The 17,696-nt window shown below is 60.3% G+C and carries 13 protein-coding genes; 6 read left to right on the top strand and 7 right to left on the bottom strand.

Translation table 11 applies throughout. The features are described 5' to 3' along the window. Positions 1–453: 453 nt before the first annotated feature. Complete coding sequence (locus ACR0CG_RS08795) at positions 454–2,739, bottom strand: adenosylcobalamin-dependent ribonucleoside-diphosphate reductase (protein ID WP_480524186.1); 2,286 nt, start codon at positions 2,737–2,739, stop codon at positions 454–456. A gap of 129 nt (positions 2,740–2,868) precedes the next feature. On the opposite strand from ACR0CG_RS08795, the gene ACR0CG_RS08790 reads away from it, so the two are divergent. Next, on the top strand, positions 2,869–3,300 hold the full coding sequence (locus ACR0CG_RS08790; RefSeq protein ID WP_480524184.1) for a DUF1489 family protein: 432 nt from the start codon (positions 2,869–2,871) through the stop codon (positions 3,298–3,300). Here the strand turns inward: ACR0CG_RS08790 and hisG are convergent, their stop codons facing one another. The 3 genes from hisG to hisS are packed head-to-tail and all read right to left on the bottom strand — an operon-like array spanning position 3,301 to position 6,566. Beyond that, complete coding sequence (hisG, locus tag ACR0CG_RS08785) at positions 3,301–3,990, bottom strand: ATP phosphoribosyltransferase (RefSeq protein ID WP_480524182.1); 690 nt, start codon at positions 3,988–3,990, stop codon at positions 3,301–3,303. Next, entirely contained in the window at positions 3,987–5,075 is a 1,089-nt protein-coding gene (locus tag ACR0CG_RS08780; RefSeq protein ID WP_480524180.1) for an ATP phosphoribosyltransferase regulatory subunit, read from the bottom strand. Before ACR0CG_RS08780 ends, hisG begins: the two co-directional genes overlap by 4 nt. Positions 5,076–5,078: 3 nt before the next feature. Next, positions 5,079–6,566 (bottom strand): histidine--tRNA ligase, encoded by a 1,488-nt coding sequence (gene hisS, locus ACR0CG_RS08775; protein ID WP_480524178.1) that lies wholly within the window; start codon positions 6,564–6,566, stop codon positions 5,079–5,081. A 131-nt stretch (positions 6,567–6,697) separates the two neighbouring features. On the opposite strand from hisS, the gene ACR0CG_RS08770 reads away from it, so the two are divergent. After that, complete coding sequence (locus ACR0CG_RS08770) at positions 6,698–6,892, top strand: SlyX family protein (protein ID WP_170614844.1); 195 nt, start codon at positions 6,698–6,700, stop codon at positions 6,890–6,892. 4 nt (positions 6,893–6,896) lie between these two features. Here the strand turns inward: ACR0CG_RS08770 and ACR0CG_RS08765 are convergent, their stop codons facing one another. From ACR0CG_RS08765 to dnaE, 3 genes are all read right to left on the bottom strand, one after another. Next, positions 6,897–7,265, bottom strand: a complete 369-nt coding sequence (locus tag ACR0CG_RS08765; RefSeq protein WP_480524176.1) for a hypothetical protein — start codon at positions 7,263–7,265, stop codon at positions 6,897–6,899. Positions 7,266–7,312: 47 nt separating this feature from the next. After that, positions 7,313–7,531, bottom strand: a complete 219-nt coding sequence (locus ACR0CG_RS08760) for a YMGG-like glycine zipper-containing protein (protein ID WP_170614846.1) — start codon at positions 7,529–7,531, stop codon at positions 7,313–7,315. A 90-nt stretch (positions 7,532–7,621) separates the two neighbouring features. Further along, complete coding sequence (dnaE, locus tag ACR0CG_RS08755; protein WP_480524174.1) at positions 7,622–11,122, bottom strand: DNA polymerase III subunit alpha; 3,501 nt, start codon at positions 11,120–11,122, stop codon at positions 7,622–7,624. A 344-nt stretch (positions 11,123–11,466) separates the two neighbouring features. On the opposite strand from dnaE, the gene xdhA reads away from it, so the two are divergent. The 4 genes from xdhA to ACR0CG_RS08735 are packed head-to-tail and all read left to right on the top strand — an operon-like array spanning position 11,467 to position 17,676. Next, positions 11,467–12,828: a xanthine dehydrogenase small subunit gene (xdhA, locus tag ACR0CG_RS08750; protein ID WP_480524172.1), complete on the top strand. Its 1,362-nt coding sequence runs from the start codon at positions 11,467–11,469 to the stop codon at positions 12,826–12,828. Beyond that, entirely contained in the window at positions 12,825–15,227 is a 2,403-nt protein-coding gene (gene xdhB / locus ACR0CG_RS08745) for a xanthine dehydrogenase molybdopterin binding subunit (protein ID WP_480524170.1), read from the top strand. Before xdhA ends, xdhB begins: the two co-directional genes overlap by 4 nt. Beyond that, a complete protein-coding gene (gene xdhC / locus ACR0CG_RS08740) occupies positions 15,227–16,162 on the top strand; it encodes a xanthine dehydrogenase accessory protein XdhC (RefSeq protein WP_480524168.1) in 936 nt (311 codons plus the stop codon). Before xdhB ends, xdhC begins: the two co-directional genes overlap by 1 nt. Next, the gene (locus ACR0CG_RS08735; protein ID WP_170614851.1) at positions 16,159–17,676 is read left to right on the top strand and encodes an ABC transporter ATP-binding protein; all 1,518 of its coding nucleotides are present in this window, start codon (positions 16,159–16,161) and stop codon (positions 17,674–17,676) included. The genes xdhC and ACR0CG_RS08735 overlap by 4 nt, the downstream gene beginning before the upstream one ends. Positions 17,677–17,696 lie beyond the last annotated feature (20 nt).

Genomic DNA, 17,696 nt, shown 5'->3' with positions numbered 1-17,696 from the left:
ATTTGTTCAGAAACAACTGACGGCGCGCAAAACCAGTTCGTGACACCTGCTGAGGCGGCTCCAAGCTCCGCCGTATTGCCTGTTGCAACATCAGCGAGGATTATTATTGCCCATGTTGCGTGAAACTGCCCCGGACAACCGCTGCTGCCTCCGAAATTGGGTTTTGGGTTCGTCTGCACGTTAAAAAGTTCGTTTCCGCGCAACTCAAACATTGACGGCAGGCGCAGTAGATTTCGCTTTCTAATGCCTGTTGCCCTCAATTATCGTCTGGTTTCGGCGCGCGCTAGCAAACTCGAACCAAAAAAATCAAGGCGTCGGCGATTAATGGCCCGGCGTTTTTTTCGTTTTTGGCCTCAGATTTACGAAATATAGGCGCTACTGACCTCGTTAATGGGTGCCAAAACCGCCGAAATGGGTTCGTATTGCCTGGCGGTTCACAGCGCACCTCAAGCATCATCCGTCACATTTGGAATGCCCGCAGCTCCGGCATGTCATGCAACCTTCGATCATCACCATGTCGAATTGGCCACATGACGGGCAGGCCTTTCCGCGCGGTGCGTCCATGTTCACCACCTGTGCCTGCGGGTCGGACTTCAAGCCCATGCCTTCGCCCTCAAGAAAGCCGATGTTGATCAAGTGCTGCTCGATGACTCCGCCGATCGCCGCCAGAATCGAGGGGATGTATTTGCCCTTGACCCAGGCGCCGCCGCGCGGATCGAACACCGCTTTCAGTTCCTCGACCACGAAGGACACGTCTCCACCGCGCCGGAACACGGCCGAGATCATGCGGGTCAGGGCCAGCGTCCAGGCGTAGTGCTCCATGTTCTTGGAGTTGATAAACACCTCGAATGGTCGACGACGGCCCGCGATCACGATGTCATTGATCGTCAGATAGATCGCGTGCTCGCTGTCCGGCCATTTCAGCTTGTAGGTTGAACCTTCCAGCGATTGGGGGCGGTCCAGCGGTTCGGACATATAAATGACATCGCCACCGTCGGCTTCATGTGGGGCGTCGGCGCTTTCGCCGGGTGCCTTGTCCGAGCTTTCCGAGACGGTCAGAACCGACCCGGTCACATCGTTCGGGCGATAGGTGGTGCAGCCCTTGCAGCCCTGATCCCAGGCCTGCATGTACACGTCCTTGAAGGCATCAAAGCTGATGTCTTCGGGGCAGTTGATGGTCTTGGAGATCGAGCTGTCGATCCACTTCTGCGCGGCAGCCTGCATCTTCACATGATCCAGCGGTGTCAGGGTTTGTGCGTTTACGAAATAGTCTGGCAACGCCTCGTCACCGAACTTGTCGCGCCACATTTGCACGGCGTAATCCACGACCTCTTCCTCGGTTCGCGATCCGTCTTTCTGCAACACCTTGCGCGTGTAGGCATAGGCAAAGACCGGCTCGATCCCGGACGACACGTTCCCGGCGTACAGGGAAATCGTCCCGGTCGGTGCAATCGACGTCAGCAAAGCGTTGCGGATACCGTGTTCGCGGATCGCGTCGCGCACATCTTCATCCATCTTCTGCATCGTGCCGCTGGCCAGGTATTTCTCGGCTTCGAACAGGGGGAATGCGCCTTTTTCCTTTGCCAGGTCCACCGACGCCAGATACGCGGCGCGGGCTATCGCGTGCAACCAGCGCTCAGTCTGACGCGCCGCCTCGTCCGAGCCATAGCGCAGGCCCAGCATAAGCAGAGCATCCGCCAGCCCGGTCACACCCAGGCCGATACGGCGCTTGGCCTGTGCTTCGGCGGCTTGTTCGGCCAACGGGAATTTCGACGCATCGACCACATTGTCCATCATCCGAACCGCCGTGGCGACCAGTTCCTGCATCGCCGCCTCGTCCAGATGGGCGGCTTGTTCGAACGGTTCTGCCACCAGTCGCGCCAGGTTGATCGACCCCAGCAGGCAAGCACCATAGGGCGGCAGAGGCTGTTCGCCACACGGGTTCGTGGCCGCGATGGTTTCCACGTAGCTAAGGTTGTTGGCCTGATTGATCCGGTCGATAAAGATCACACCCGGTTCGGCATAGTCATAGGTCGCCTGAATGATCTTGTTCCACAGATCGCGCGCCTGAACGGTGTGATAGATCTTGTCGCCGAACATCAGCTCCCACGGGCCGTCCGCCTTGACCGCCTCCATGAAGGCATCCGTCACCAGCACCGACATGTTGAACATGCGCAGACGGGCCGGGTCGGATTTCGCGGTGATGAACTGCTCGATATCCGGATGGTCACACCGCATGGTCGCCATCATCGCGCCCCGGCGCGATCCGGCGGACATGATGGTTCGGCACATCGCGTCCCACACATCCATGAACGACAGCGGACCGGATGCGTCCGCCGCGACCCCGTGCACATCCGCGCCCCGCGGACGGATGGTCGAGAAATCATAGCCAATCCCCCCACCCTGCTGCATCGTCAGTGCGGCCTCTTTCAGCATATCGAAAATGCCGCCCATGCTGTCAGGCACTGTTCCCATGACAAAGCAGTTGAACAGGGTCACACGCCGCGCTGTTCCTGCCCCTGCGGTGATGCGGCCTGCTGGCAGGTATTTGAAGTCTTCCAGCGCCTCGTAAAACTTCTGCTCCCAATGCGCCGGGTCGTTTTCGACCTGCGCCAGATCGCGGGCGATGCGCCGCCAGGAATCCTCGACCGTCTGGTCGATGGGCGTGCCATCCGCCTTTTTAAAGCGGTATTTCATATCCCAGATCTGCTCGGCGATGGGGGCGGCAAAGCGGCTCATTGGTGATTCCCTGTACTGAAAGAGGTATCCAGACTACCCCAAACCCTGCCCCTGCCACAACACCTTGATGACTGCGCCTTACGAGCTACAATATAAAGATGAACTTCGGGACGACTCTGTGGGAAAACTGTGGATAAGTACATAAACCTCATAAAACTTTCCGTCGGCTCGGAAAGCGTCGACACGCTGATGGCGTGGCAGGACGGCCGCATAGCGCTTTATGAGGACGGCTGCCCGCGCCACGTCACCCGTATGTGGCCCAAGCGTGAGGCCGAAATTCTGAACGGCGGATCAATCTATTGGGTGATCAAGGGCGTCATCCAGTGTCGCCAACGCATCCTGCGGCTGGACGAGGTACGCGGAGAAGACGGTATCCGCCGCTGTGCCATCGTGCTGGACCCCGAGATACACCGTACGCAGACCGCGCTGAAACGCCCGTTTCAGGGCTGGCGCTATCTCAAACCCGAGGATACTCCGGCCGATCTGCCACAGGGACGCGAGCAGGACGATGCCCTGCCCGATGATCTGAACCGCGCGCTGGCAGAGATTGGTGTGCTGTAATTAGCCCAGCCGGTCCAGCAGATCGGACAGAACGGCCTTGTCGTCAGCGTCATAGTTCGCGACGCGGCTGCACCAAAGTGTCGCCTGGGACTGCAGTATAAGTCCATCCGACAGGATTTTCAGATGGTTGGCCCTCAGGGTTTCCCCGGTTGACGTGATGTCCGCGATTGCCTCGGCGGTTTCATTCACCACCGTGCCTTCGGTCGCGCCCTGGCTGTCGACCAGAGTGTAGTCGGCCACGCCCGCCTCGGTCAGGAATTCACGCACCAGCCGATGATATTTGGTGGCAATGCGCAGCCGGTGGCCGTGCACCTTGCGGAACGCCGCCGCTGCAGCATCCAGATCGTCCAACGTGTCCACATCGACCCAACAGGCAGGTGTCGCAATAATCAGATCGGCATTTCCGAACCCCAATGGCGCGATCTCTTCGACCTGTTGTTCCCAGCGGGGCAGTTTTTCGTGGACAAGGTCCGTTCCGGTCACGCCCAGATGGATCCGCCCCGCCGCAAGTTCCCGCGGAATCTCCCCTGCCGACAGCAGGATCAGCGATACGTTGTCGATCCCCTCGACCTTACCCGAATACTCGCGGTCTGATCCACTGCGCGACAGGGTGATGCCACGCTTTTCAAACCAAGCGAAGGTCTTTTCCATCAGCCGGCCCTTCGAGGGAACGCCCAGTTTCAGGCTCATCTTGCGCCCTCCTCGATCTCGAGCATCAGGTCGGGGCGCAGGACACCACCCACTGCGGGAATTTCCGCGCCGTTGCCCAGTTGCCAGGTCAGCGCGTCGTAGCGTCCGCCGGTTGCGATGGGCGGCAGATCGGGACGGCCTTCGGCGTAGAAGCCAAATACGAACCCGTCGTAATACTCCATGGATGTCCGGCCATAGGCGGCTTCGAAATCCAGCCGTTCCACGTCGACCCCACGCGCCTGAAGCGAGGCAATCCGCGCCTCGAGCCGATCCAGCGCAGGGGTGATCTGCGGCAGATCAACGGCCACATCGCGCAAGCGCTCAAGCGCGAAAGGCATCGTTTCGCGTACATTCAGCAGTGTCTCCAGACCGGCCAGTTCGCTGTCCGAGATCGGAGGCGTCTCGCGGTCTTCGCGAAGTGCCGCGATGCGGGCTTCGATTTCCGATGCGCGCCGCTTGCCGATCATGGGGGAATCAAATGTCATCGGATCGGACGCGTCCAACAAAGCGTCCCGGCCCGCCGGAGCGGGTTTACGTCCGGCAAACCGGTCCAGAAGAACACGGAACCGGCGGGGTCGCCACAGGTGCCGCATCAACGCGGCCTTACGCCGTTCCGTCGTGCTCAGGCCCTGAACGGCTGCGGTCAGGATACCGATATCGCCAGTGGCAGCGCGCAGGGGCAGACCACGAAGCTGCAGCGCAAAAAGCGAGAACACCTCGGCGTCCGCTCCGGCGGGGTCGTCGCGATCAAAAACCTCGTATCCGACCTGAATGTATTCGTTTGCGCGGTCCAGATCGTGTTCCTGACGCCGGAAAACCTCGCCCGAATAGGTGTAGCGTGCGGGTTCGGCACCTTCCCTCATGTGCATCTGCACCACGGGCAGGGTGAAATCCGGGCGCAGCATCTGTTCGCCGCGCAGCGCGTCCGAGGTCACATAGGCCCGGGCCCGGATGTCCTCGCCGTAGAGATCCAGCAGCAAGTCTGCCGATTGCAGTAAAGGCGGATCGACCACCTGTGCCCCGGCGGCCTCGAACCGGACGCGCATCATCGCGGCGCGGGCCTGAATCTGAGAGCGGTTGGGCATGCGTCAGTCCTGACTGTTCAGAATTTCGCGCACCTTGGCGACCAGATCGCCGCGCGGCACTTCGAACTGGCTGGGGCGTTCTTTCCATTCCTCGAGCGTGGCGCTTTCGGCAATCTTCGCGCCCAGGATCAGGTCCTTGATCTGCACAATGCCACCCGCCTTTTCGTCACCGCCTTCGATCACCGCAATCGGAGAGTTCCGCTTGTCCGCGTATTTCAGCTGATTGCCAAAGTTTTTGGGGTTGCCCAAATAGACCTCAGCCCGGATGCCTGCGTTGCGCAGCTCGGCCACCATCGCCTGGTAATCTGCCATCCGGTCACGATCCATGACGGTGACAACCACAGGGCCGGTAGCCCGCGCCGCGATCCGGCCCTTTTCGCGCAGGGCAGCCAGCAGACGGTCGACACCGATGGAGATTCCAGTTGCGGGCACTTCCTGCCCGGTGAACCGCTTGACCAGATCGTCATAACGCCCACCGCCCGCGACTGACCCGAACTGCCGCTTGCGGCCTTTCTCGTCGAAAATCTCGAAGGTCAGTTCGGCCTCGTAAACCGGACCGGTATAGTAGCCCAAACCGCGCACGACCGAAGGATCGATCTCGATCCGATCCGATCCGTACCCACCTGCATCGAGCAGAGCGCCAATCTGCTCCAGTTCGGCAATTCCGTCCGCGCCGATCTTGCTGTTACCTACAGCGGTACGCAGGTTGGCCAGCGTGCCGACGGTATCCGCCGCTTTCGAGGTCAGGAACGCAATCACGGGCTCGGCCTGATCATCGCTCAGCCCCACACCGTCGATGAACGCTCCCGAGGCGTCCAGGCGACCTTTGGTCAGCAACTCACGCACGCCCTGCTCGCCCACCTTGTCAAATTTGTCGATGGTGCGCAGAACGTTGTCGCGGGCAGCTACGTCTTCACCCAGACCCATCGCCTCAAGCACGCCGTTCAAGACCTTGCGGTTGTTGACGCGCACTAGATAGTCGCCGCGGGGAATGCCGACGGTTTCCAGAGTGTCCGACAGCATGGCGCAAATCTCAGCATCGGCCGCCATCGAGGCCGTACCCACCGTATCCGCATCGCACTGATAAAACTGGCGATACCGCCCCGGCCCCGGCTTCTCGTTCCGCCAGACAGGCCCCATCGCGTAACGGCGATAAGGCGTTGGCAAGTCGTTGCGGTGCTGGGCATAAACGCGGGCCAGGGGCGCGGTTAGGTCATACCGCAGGGCCATCCAGTCGCCCTTGTCGTTCTCGTCCACTTCCTGCCACGCAAACACGCCTTCGTTCGGGCGGTCCACGTCGGGCAGGAATTTGCCCAGCGCCTCGACAGTTTCCACTGCGCTGCTTTCGAGGGCGTCAAACCCGTACCGATGATAGACGTCCGCAATAGCCCGCAGCATCTCGGTGCGCTGCGTGACTTCCTGGCCGAAATAGTCGCGGAACCCTTTCGGCGTCTCGGCCTTGGGGCGGGGCTGTTTCTTGGGCTTGGCCATGTGGGGCGTCCTTGGGAGTTTTCTTGTTCCGCGCGCGGTCTATCCCATGGTCTGTTTCGGGGCAAGGCGCGCTTTCTCTGGCCACGGCGTCACAGGGTCGCTATGACCTGCCCCAGAGACAGGAGTCACCCATGCAGCATCTGGAAGAACAGATCGCCCACCTGACCCGTACAGTCGAAGACCTGAACGCGGTTGTCACGCGGCAACAAACCGAGATTGAACGCCTGACCCGCAGAGTTGAGATGCTGTTGCAACGTGAGGCTGAGCGCGCGCAGGAAGGATCCGGCGGTGTCGTATTCGGCGACGAGCGCCCGCCGCATTACTAAGGGGTTACAGTCCCAGCGTCGATTTCACCGCACTGTCCACAACACCGCCCAGCAGCGCATCCTCGTCCCCGGTGCATCCTTCGGTCAGCGCGGCCAGGAAGTTTTCGCGCATCTTGGCTTTGTCGTCCTCGGACGCGGCGTATTGTTCGATGTCGATCTGGCGATTGTACAGAGACAGGGCCGTCATCTTTCCGACCACGTCCAGGACGTACTCGTCATTCCCGTCTGCCTCTTCGATGACTGATGCGCAGGTATGGTACATCAGCGGCAGCGCCTCCTGCATCATCTGGTCCGCTTCGTCATCGGCCAGCGCAATTCCCGGCGCGGCGATAAAAGCGACCATCGAAATCAGTTTGAACCCGTGAAAACGCATGGCAAGTCCTCTCAAATTGGGCATCGATCCTATTTTGGGATCGGTGGTCACTTTTTATTGGCGCCGATGATGGCCCCGACAACAGCCCCGGCAGCGGCCCCCTTGCCATCGCCGACCAAAGCACCAACGCCCGCGCCGATCAAAGCGCCTTTGAGCGCGTCTTCCTGCTTGTCCTTATCCGCCAAAGCTTGAGTTGCGGGCAACAATGCCAGTGACGCCACAGCAGCAGCGACCAGTATTCCCAGACGTCTTCCTGAAATCCCCATTTGGCGTCCTCCCATGACTTAACCCAAATGAATATAGGTAGAATTCCAGCCTAGCTTGGTGGCAATCTTCTGGCAACAAGCCGTTGGACGTCAGATTTCCTCGACCGACATCACGCCATCCAGCGATTTGATCGCGCCTTTGATCTGCGGGTTGATCGGAAAATCCTGCCCCAGATCCATTTCCACATCCCCAGGCAAGCCCGGGTCAAGCAGACACAGATGGATCGGCCCCTTCGCCGCGCCCTTGGCTGCACCGGCAGCGTCTTCCAAAACCCTGGCGACGGTGGGCAGAACCTGCGGCTGATCCACGAAGATGCGCAGCCCGGTTGCGCCCGCGTCGGCCACCACCGAGTCCACTGGTCCAACGGATCGCCCGAGCAGTTTCAACTGATCCGACTCCATCGTCGCCTCGGCGGTCAGAACAACCTGCGCACCTGTTTCCAGAAATTCCCGGCATTTCTCCAACGTATCCGAGAACAGCGTGACTTCATAAGCTCCTGTCGGATCAGAAAGCTGCGCAAAGGCAAAGCGGTTGCCGCGCGCTGACTTGCGCTCCTGTCGTCCTGCGACGACACCGGCCATCTTGGCAATCAAAGGGCCGGAACGCGCCTTTTCGGTCACTTCGTCCAGTGTCAAAATCTGCTTGCGCTTCAGCGCAGGCATGTAATCGTCCAGTGGGTGGCCTGAAAGATAGAAGCCGATTGCCTTGAACTCTTCGCTCAAGCGTTCTGCCGGCAACCAGTCGGGTGTCGCGGAAAGCCGCGGTTCGGGCAGATCATCCCCGGCCTCACCGAACAGCGACACCTGGTTCGAGTTCTTCTGGTCGTGGATCGCCGCCGAGTACTGCACCAGTTGCTCAAGGCTTTCGAAGACGCGGCGGCGGTTCTTGTCGAGCTGATCAAAGGCCCCGGCCCGCGCCATCATTTCCAGCGGACGTTTACCGACCTTCTTCAGATCGACCCGGCGGGCAAAGTCAAAGAGGTTCACAAACGGCTTGTCCCCACGCCCTTCGACAACAAGGTTCATCGCCTCGACGCCTACGTTCTTGAGCGCGCCCAGCGCGTAAACCAGCTCTCCGTTGACAACATCGAACGTCGCCAGCGAGCGGTTTACACAGGGCGGCACAAAAGGAAGCTCAAGCCCTTTGCGGACTTCTTCGAAATAGACGGCCAGCTTGTCGGTCAGGTGAATATCGCAGTTCATGACGCCCGCCATGAACTCGACCGGGTGGTTCGCCTTCAGCCAACCGGTCTGGTAGCTGACTACCGCATAAGCGGCGGCGTGGGATTTGTTGAAGCCGTAGTTCGCGAATTTCTCGAGCAGGTCGAAGACTTCGGAGGCTTTCTTGGCATCCACGCCATTCTCGCCTGCGCCCTTTTCGAATTTGGGGCGTTCGGCGTCCATCGCCTCTTTGATCTTCTTACCCATCGCGCGGCGCAGCAGGTCGGCGCCACCAAGGCTGTACCCCGCCATCACCTGCGCGATCTGCATCACCTGTTCCTGATAGACGATGATGCCCTGCGTTTCCTCGAGGATATGATCGATCAGAGGATGAACCGAGGTGATCTCGCGCAGACCGTTCTTGACCTCGCAATAGGTCGGGATGTTTTCCATCGGGCCCGGGCGATACAGCGCCACAAGGGCCACGATATCCTCGATGCAGGTCGGTTTCATGCGCTTGAGCGCATCCATCATGCCCGAAGATTCCACCTGGAACACCGCCACGGTCTTGGCCGCCGAATAGAGTTTATACGTGGCCTCGTCATCCAGCGGGATGGCGTTGATCTGGTTTTCCGCCCCCTCGGCGGGTTCATAGAGTTCCGTACCATCCGCCGCGACATGCAGGGGCCGCCCGGATTTGAAGATCAGATCCATCGCGTTCTGGATCACGGTCAGCGTCTTCAGACCCAGAAAGTCGAACTTCACCAGCCCGGCCTGTTCCACCCATTTCATGTTGAACTGGGTTGCCGGCATATCGGACCGCGGATCCTGATAAAGCGGCACCAGCGCGTCTAGCGGGCGGTCCCCGATCACGACACCCGCCGCGTGGGTCGAGGCGTTCCGCAGCAGCCCTTCGACCTGCTGGCCGTAGGTCAGAAGACGGTCCACGACCTCTTCGTTGCGCGCTTCTTCGCGCAGGCGCGGCTCGTCCTTCAGCGCCTTTTCGATGGAAACGGGTTTTACCCCTTCAACAGGGATCATCTTGGAAAGGCGATCCACCTGCCCATAGGGCATCTGCAACACCCGCCCGATATCGCGCACGGCGGCCTTGGACAGCAACGCGCCGAAGGTGATGATCTGCCCCACCTTGTCGCGCCCGTATTTCTGCTGCACGTATCGGATCACCTCTTCACGGCGGTCCATGCAGAAGTCGATATCGAAGTCAGGCATCGAGACCCGTTCCGGGTTCAGAAAGCGTTCGAACAGAAGTGAATAACGTAGCGGGTCAAGGTCCGTAATCGTCAGCGCATAGGCCACCAACGATCCCGCGCCTGAACCCCGCCCCGGCCCAACCGGAATGTCGTGGTCCTTGGCCCATTGAATAAAGTCCGCAACGATCAGGAAGTAACCGGGGAATCCCATCCCTTCGATGATGCCCAGTTCGAAATCCAGCCGTTCCTGATACTCCTCAGGCGTCACGGCATGCGGAATCACGGCCAGACGTTTCTGCAAACCCTCATTTGCGATGCGACGCAGTTCGGCGACTTCGTCATCTGCGAACTTCGGCAGGATCGGATCGCGGCGATAGGCCATGAAGGCACAGCGTTGCGCGATCTCGACCGTGTTCTCGATCGCCTCCGGCAGGTCGGCGAAAAGGGTCACCATTTCCTGCTGCGACTTGAAATAATGCTGCGCGGTCAGGCGGCGGCGGCCTTCCTGCTGGTCGACATAAGCCCCTTCCGAGATACAGATCAGCGCATCATGCGCCTCATACATATCCGAGGTCGGGAAATAGACGTCATTGGTGGCGACCAGCGGCAGGTTCTTGGCATAGGCCATCTCGACATGGCCAATCTCGGTCAGACGTTCCGCTTCGGGCTGGCCGTCCTCGACCGGGTGGCGTTGCAGTTCAATATAAAGCCGGTCCGGAAACATCGCGGCCAATCGGTCAACCAAAGCCTCTGCCGCCGGGCGCTGCCCCTGTTGCAGCAACCGCCCGACCGGCCCGTCGGGACCGCCGGACAGGCAGATCAGACCGTTTGAGCGGTCGGCCAGTTCGTCCAACGTGACCTGCGGCAGTTGCCCGCCCTTGTCCACATAAAGGCAGGAGCTGAGCTTCATCAGGTTCTCATATCCAACCTCGGACTGCGCCAGCAGCACCAGCGGCGCGGGCGCCTTGGGTTTTTCGCCGGGTTGCGGCTGCACATAGGTCAGATCGACCTGACAGCCCATGATCGGCTGCACACCGGCACCGCTGGCCGTTACCGAAAACTCAAGCGCTGAGAACATGGAATTGGTGTCCGTCACGGCAACGGCAGGCATCTCCATCTTCTCGCACAGGGCGGGCAGCTTTTTCAGCCGCACGGCGCCCTCGAGAAGAGAGTATTCTGTGTGAACGCGGAGGTGAATGAATCGAGGGGAACTGCTCATGCTGCCTACGCTATCCCACCCTGCGGAGTTGCAAAAGCGGGAACCGCAGCTTTGAAATGCCGGAAAAATCGGCGGCGATTATTCGGCTTTTTCAGAAGGTGCTTCGGGGATGGCAGGCACCTTCTACCAAAAAGCGCTTTAATAACAACCGACTGACCGTTATTGAAAAAGCGACATTCACAAGCCGCGGGTGCCTAATGGTGTATCATACAGGCAGTTTTTCTTGCCAGACAAGGCGCGCTGTTTCTAACATCTGACGGCAAGCTATCCGCCCGCCACTCTTTCTACGTCGCATCGAAGGAGGGCCTAACGGGCGCAACTGGGTAACGCGACGGGTTTCTCGTATGAATATCACGTTTCTTCTGAACGGAGAGACAGTGGAGCTGGCGGATGTCAATCCGACAGCGACCCTGCTGGACTGGTTGCGCGAAGATCGTGGCCTGACCGGCACCAAGGAGGGCTGCAACGAAGGCGATTGCGGGGCCTGCACCGTCATGGTGACGGATGAGGGTGGCCACAAGGCACTGAACTCCTGCATTCTGTTCCTGCCTCAACTACACGGCAAAGCGGTGCGCACCGTCGAAGGTGCCAGCGGCCCGAACGGCGAGTCCCATCCTGTTCAGCAGGCGATGGTTGATCTGCACGGGTCGCAATGCGGCTTTTGCACCCCCGGTTTTGTCATGTCGATGGTGGCAAGTCACGCCAATGGTGCCACGGATCACGACACACAGCTTGCCGGAAACCTGTGCCGGTGCACGGGATACGCACCAATCATACGCGCGGCTGCAGCGGCCGAGGCGCAACAGGTTCCGGTTTGGGTCAAGGACAAGCCGGTGGCGACGCGGGTGACAACGCCCATGCTGCCGGGGTCAACGGATGAACTGGCGGCAGTTTATGATCAGCATCCTGACGCCACCCTGGTTGCCGGCGCGACCGATGTTGGGCTTTGGGTCACGAAACAACTGCGGGATCTCGACCCGGTGATATTCCTGAACCGTTGTGACGACCTGAAAGAAATCACCATCACGGATGACGAAATCCGTTTTGGTGCGATGGTCGACATGAACCGCATGGGTGAGGCGTTGGCCGACCTGCATCCCTCTTACGCCGAGATGATCCGCCGCTACGCCAGTGTTCAGGTGCGCCACGCGGCCACCGTCGGCGGCAACATCGCCAACGGATCGCCTATCGGAGACAATCCGCCTGCCCTGATTGCCCTAGGTGCAACACTGCATCTGCGCAAGGGTGACACGCGCCGGTCGATCCCGCTGGAAGAGTTCTTCATCGACTACGGTAAGCAGGACCGCGCACCGGGCGAATTCGTCGAGGCGGTCAGTTTCCCGCGCCAGGATGATCGCTTGAAAGCTTACAAGCTCAGCAAACGGTTCGATCAGGATATCTCGGCCGTGTGCGGGTGTTTCAACATCACTGTGGCAGACGGTGTCGTCGCTGATGCGCGTATCGCGTTCGGCGGCATGGCTGGCATTCCCAAGCGCGCTTCGAATGTCGAAGCGGCCCTGACAGGCAAACCCTGGACACATGAGACTGTTCAAGCCGCGATCCCAACCTTTGCCAACGACTTCACGCCGATGACGGATATGCGCGCCTCGGCCACCTACCGGTTGGAGACCGCAAAAGCGATGCTTGAGAGGTATTTCCTCGAAGATCAGGGTGAAGTCACAAACGTATTGGAGGTGTCGGCATGAGCGTGACCAAACCCCTCCCCCATGACGCGGCGCCGCTGCATGTCTCTGGAACCGCGCGCTATGTGGATGACATTCCCACACCAAAAGGTTCTCTGCATCTGGCCTTTGGCTTGAGCCCGATTGCCAAAGGTACGATCACGTCGATGGATCTGTCCGCGGTAAAAACTGCCGATGGAGTCGTCATGGTCATGACCGCCGACGACCTGCCTTTTGCGAATGACGTCTCTCCGTCGATCCATGACGAGCCCTTGCTGTCGGATGGCACGATCCACTACATTGGCCAGCCCGTTTTCCTTGTGATCGCCACCAGCCATCTGGCCGCGCGCAAGGCAGCCCGGCTGGGCAAGATCGACTATGCCGAAGAAACCCCGATCCTGACGGTCGAAGAGGCTTTGGCCGCGGACAGCCGGTTCGAAGATGGTCCCCGTATTTATGCCAAAGGTGACGCTGATGCCGCCATTGCCGGGTCAGCGCATGTCATCGAAGGCACGTTCGAGATCGGCGGGCAGGAGCATTTCTATCTGGAAGGCCAAGCCGCGCTGGCCGTGCCGAATGAGGGCGCGGATATGCTGGTGCACAGCTCGACCCAGCACCCGACCGAGATTCAGCACAAAGTGGCGGATGCCTTGGGTGTTCCCATGCATGCCGTTCGTGTTGAGACCCGCCGCATGGGCGGAGGTTTTGGCGGCAAGGAAAGTCAGGGCAACGCTCTGGCCGTATCCTGTGCCGTGGCCGCCCGCGCCACCGGCAAGGCCTGCAAGATGCGCTATGACCGCGACGATGACATGATCATCACCGGCAAACGCCACGCCTTCCGTATCGCATACAAGGCCGGTTTCGATGAAAACGGGCACATTCAGGGCGTTTCCTTCCTGCAATATGCCATTTGCGGCTGGGCGCAGGACCTGTCCCTGCCTGTCGCCGACCGTGCGATGCTGCATTCCGACAACGCCTATCTGTTGCCCAATGCGCGGATCGAAAGCCACCGGCTGAAAACCAACACCCAATCCGCCACCGCTTATCGCGGCTTTGGCGGGCCGCAGGGTATGGTTGGTATCGAACGCGTCATGGACCACGCAGCCTATGAATTGGGCTTGGACCCGGTCGAACTGCGCCGCCGGAATTATTACGAACCGGCTCATGCTGTCGCGGACGCTGAGCCTGCGGAAAAACCTCTGGGCCATCCCGATCCGCACGAAGACCTGACCAGCCGCGGCGCTGTTGAGATGGGGGACGCCCCCGTGCGCCCCTTGCCCGCAGGCGGCAACACCACGCCCTACGGCATGGAAGTCAGCGATTTCGAACTGCACGGAATGACCAAAAAGCTGCTGAAAACCAGCGATTACGCGTCACGCAAGGTGGCCATCGAGAAGTGGAACGCCGAGAACAGAGTGATCAAGAAGGGCATCGCTTTTGCCCCGGTCAAGTTCGGCATTTCCTTCACGCTGACCCACCTGAACCAGGCGGGTGCACTGGTGCATGTGTATCAAGACGGCTCGGTCCACCTGAACCACGGCGGCACCGAGATGGGTCAAGGCCTGTTCCAGAAGGTCGCGCAGGTCGCCGCGTCGCGCTTTGGCATTTCGCTTGAGATGGTGAAGATAACCGCCACCGATACCGCGAAGGTACCCAACACCTCGGCGACGGCAGCCTCGTCGGGCAGCGATCTGAATGGTATGGCGGTGAAAGCCGCCTGCGACACGATCCGCGACCGGATGGCCGATTATCTGGCCGAACGCCATCAGGCCGATCCGTCGGCGGTGACATTCTCGGACGGACATGTATCGGTCGGAGAGGAACGCTATACCTTCGCCGAAGCTGCCGCGCTGGCTTATCAGGGCCGCATCAGCCTGTCAGCGACCGGGTTCTACAAAACACCCAAGATCGAGTGGGACCGGATCAAGGGCCGGGGTCGCCCGTTTTTCTACTTCGCCTACGGGGCCTCGATCACCGAGGTCGCAGTGGACACGCTGACCGGTGAAAACCGCATCCTTCGCACGGATATCCTGCATGACGCAGGCGCGTCGCTGAACCCGGCGCTGGACATCGGACAGGTCGAAGGCGGCTATGTGCAAGGAGCGGGCTGGCTGACAACTGAGGAACTGGTTTGGGACGGCAAGGGCGATCTGCGCACCCATGCGCCGTCGACCTACAAGATTCCGGCCTGTTCCGACCGGCCCGACATATTCAATGTCGCGCTCTGGGATGGCGAAAACCGCGAGGACACGATCTATCGGTCGAAAGCGGTCGGAGAGCCGCCCTTCATGCTGGGCATTTCCGCCTGGCTGGCACTGTCAAATGCAGTGGCGGCTTGCGGGGACAGCTATCCGGCACTGGATGCGCCCGCCACGGCCGAAGAGGTCTGGCGCGGCGTCCAAAGGATGAAGGGAGGCATCTGATGGGATTTGATCGGGAGGCTTTGAAGGAGGCGGTCAATACCCACGGCAAGGTGGTCCGGGTGGTTATCGCCGGGATCAAGGGGTCGTCTCCGCGCGAGGTCGGGGCCGCGATGCTGGTCTGGAAAGACGGGCAGTCCGGCACGATCGGAGGCGGCACTTTGGAATTTCAGGCGGCGGAAGCTGCAAGAACACAAGCCGTTTCGTCCCGCCTGACGCAACATGCGCTTGGCCCCGATCTGGGCCAGTGCTGCGGCGGTGCTGTGACGCTGCTCAGCGAGATCTATGATCTGAATGCGGTGGCAGGGCTGGATGACAATATCATCGCTCGCCCGGTTTCGACGGGCGTGATGCCGCTGTCGGTCAAACGGATGCTGGCGCAAGCCCGGGGTCAGGGTGTCGAACCCGAACCTCAGTTGTTAGACGGCTGGATGGTTGAGCCAGTTCACACACCGGCCCGCAATCTGTGGATCTGGGGCGCCGGCCATGTGGGACGTGCCCTGGTCGATGTCCTGTCCCCTCTGCCCGATCTGGCAATCACCTGGGTCGATACCGGGCCTGAGCGGTTCCCGGAAACGGTGCCGCCGGATGTAACTGCTGTTCCGGCCGCCAAGCCAGCAGAACTGGTTCGCCATGCACCGCGAGACGCAGAGCATTTGGTCCTGACCTACTCGCACAATCTGGACCTGGAGCTTTGCAACAGGCTGCTTTTGCACGATTTCCGCTTTGCCGGGCTGATCGGCTCGGCTACGAAATGCGCGCGATTCCGATCGCGGCTGGCCGCACTTGGGCACTCGCCCGAGCCGATCAGCCGGATAACCTGTCCAATCGGTGATCCGTCACTGGGCAAACACCCGCAGATGATTGCCGTTGGCGTCGCGGCGCAGCTTTTGCGCCCTGCCCGGCAGAACGAGTTGAAAAAGGACCTGAGCGCGTGACCACTCCATTGTTAAGCTTGCAGGGGCTGACCAAAGCCTATCCCGGCGTCGTGGCCAATGATCAGGTGTCCTTTGACATCGGCGAAGGCGAAGTTCACGCCCTGCTGGGTGAAAACGGCGCCGGCAAATCCACGCTGGTAAAGATGATCTACGGGCTGGTGAAGCCCGACAGCGGCACGATGCTGTTGCGCGGCCAATCCTTTGCGCCGCCGGAGCCCCGTGCCGCACGGGCTGATGGGATCGCGATGGTGTTCCAGCACTTCTCATTGTTCGACGCACTGAATGTGGCCGAGAACATCGCATTGGGGATGGAGAACCCGCCACCCATGGGCGATCTGGCCTCGCGTATCCGGCAAGTATCCGAAACCTACGGTCTGCCGCTGGACCCGTATCGCACGGTGGGTGATCTGTCTGCGGGCGAACGTCAGAGAGTGGAGATCATCCGCTGTCTGTTGCAGGAGCCCAAGCTCTTGATCATGGATGAGCCGACCTCGGTTCTGACGCCGCAGGAGGTTGATATCCTGTTCGAGACGCTGAACAAATTGCGGTCCGAAGGCACCTCGATCCTGTATATCTCGCACAAGCTGGAAGAAATTCGCACGCTGTGTGATCACGCCACGATCCTGCGTCTGGGCAAGAATGTGGGCGAATGCGTTCCGTCCGAGACCTCGGCGCGGGACATGGCCGAGATGATGGTCGGTTCGACCCTGCAAACGCCGGAACGATCGGGGCGAGAGTTTGGGGATGTTGCGCTGGATGTCAGCGGGTTGTCGGTGCCATCGCCTTCTGAGTTCGGGACCGCGCTGAAGAATGTCCATATGACCGTCCGAAAGGGCGAGGTTCTGGGCATCGGGGGTGTTGCGGGCAATGGACAGGACGAATTGCTTGGCGTGCTGTCCGGAGAAATCCAGACAACAGCCGACGCGATCAAGTTCAATGGACAGCCGATTGGCAAATTGGGGCCGACCGCACGGCGAAAGCTGGGCGTTCTGACCGCCCCCGAGGAGCGGTTGGGTCATGCGGCCGCTCCGGATATGAGCCTTACCGAAAATGCCCTGCTGACCGGTTCGGTCCGCGAAGGGCTGGAGAACAACGGGTTTCTGAAATGGGCCGAGACGAAGAGTTTCGCCGAAAAGATCATCAAGGCCTTTGATGTCCGCACGCCCGGGCCGGAAAATGCGGCCCGGTCTCTGTCCGGCGGCAACCTGCAGAAATTTGTTATCGGACGCGAAGTGTTGCAAAACCCCGACGTTCTGGTGGTGAACCAGCCCACTTGGGGTGTGGATGCGGCCGCAGCGGCCTCAATCCGACAGGCCATTCTGGATCTTGCAGCCAAGGGTACTGCCGTCATTTGCATCAGCCAGGATCTGGATGAGCTGATGGAGATCTCGGACAGTTTTGCCGCGTTGAATGAAGGACGCCTGAGCGCGCCACGCACGACCACAGGTCTGACCGTGGATGAGATCGGCCTGATGATGGGCGGCGCGCATGGCATGGAGGTGGCTCATGTGTAGACAGATTGACCGCCTCCGGC

The sequence above is a fragment of the Ruegeria sp. AB8 genome, from assembly GCF_056542605.1.
The sequence above is the reverse complement of the archived record's forward strand: the minus strand, read 5'-3'. Positions and strand labels throughout refer to the sequence as shown.

Bases quoted from the DNA above. Each gene is read 5' to 3' on its own strand.
- ACR0CG_RS08795 (WP_480524186.1), bottom strand. From the start codon at position 2,739: ATGAGCCGCTTTGCCGCCCCCATCGCCGAGCAGATCTGGGATATGAAA.
- hisG (WP_480524182.1), bottom strand. From the start codon at position 3,990: ATGAGCCTGAAACTGGGCGTTCCCTCGAAGGGCCGGCTGATGGAAAAG.
- ACR0CG_RS08780 (WP_480524180.1), bottom strand. From the start codon at position 5,075: ATGCCCAACCGCTCTCAGATTCAGGCCCGCGCCGCGATGATGCGCGTC.
- hisS (WP_480524178.1), bottom strand. From the start codon at position 6,566: ATGGCCAAGCCCAAGAAACAGCCCCGCCCCAAGGCCGAGACGCCGAAA.
- ACR0CG_RS08770 (WP_170614844.1), top strand. From the start codon at position 6,698: ATGCAGCATCTGGAAGAACAGATCGCCCACCTGACCCGTACAGTCGAA.
- ACR0CG_RS08765 (WP_480524176.1), bottom strand. From the start codon at position 7,265: ATGCGTTTTCACGGGTTCAAACTGATTTCGATGGTCGCTTTTATCGCC.
- ACR0CG_RS08760 (WP_170614846.1), bottom strand. From the start codon at position 7,531: ATGGGGATTTCAGGAAGACGTCTGGGAATACTGGTCGCTGCTGCTGTG.
- dnaE (WP_480524174.1), bottom strand. From the start codon at position 11,122: ATGAGCAGTTCCCCTCGATTCATTCACCTCCGCGTTCACACAGAATAC.
- xdhA (WP_480524172.1), top strand. From the start codon at position 11,467: ATGAATATCACGTTTCTTCTGAACGGAGAGACAGTGGAGCTGGCGGAT.
- xdhB (WP_480524170.1), top strand. From the start codon at position 12,825: ATGAGCGTGACCAAACCCCTCCCCCATGACGCGGCGCCGCTGCATGTC.
- xdhC (WP_480524168.1), top strand. From the start codon at position 15,227: ATGGGATTTGATCGGGAGGCTTTGAAGGAGGCGGTCAATACCCACGGC.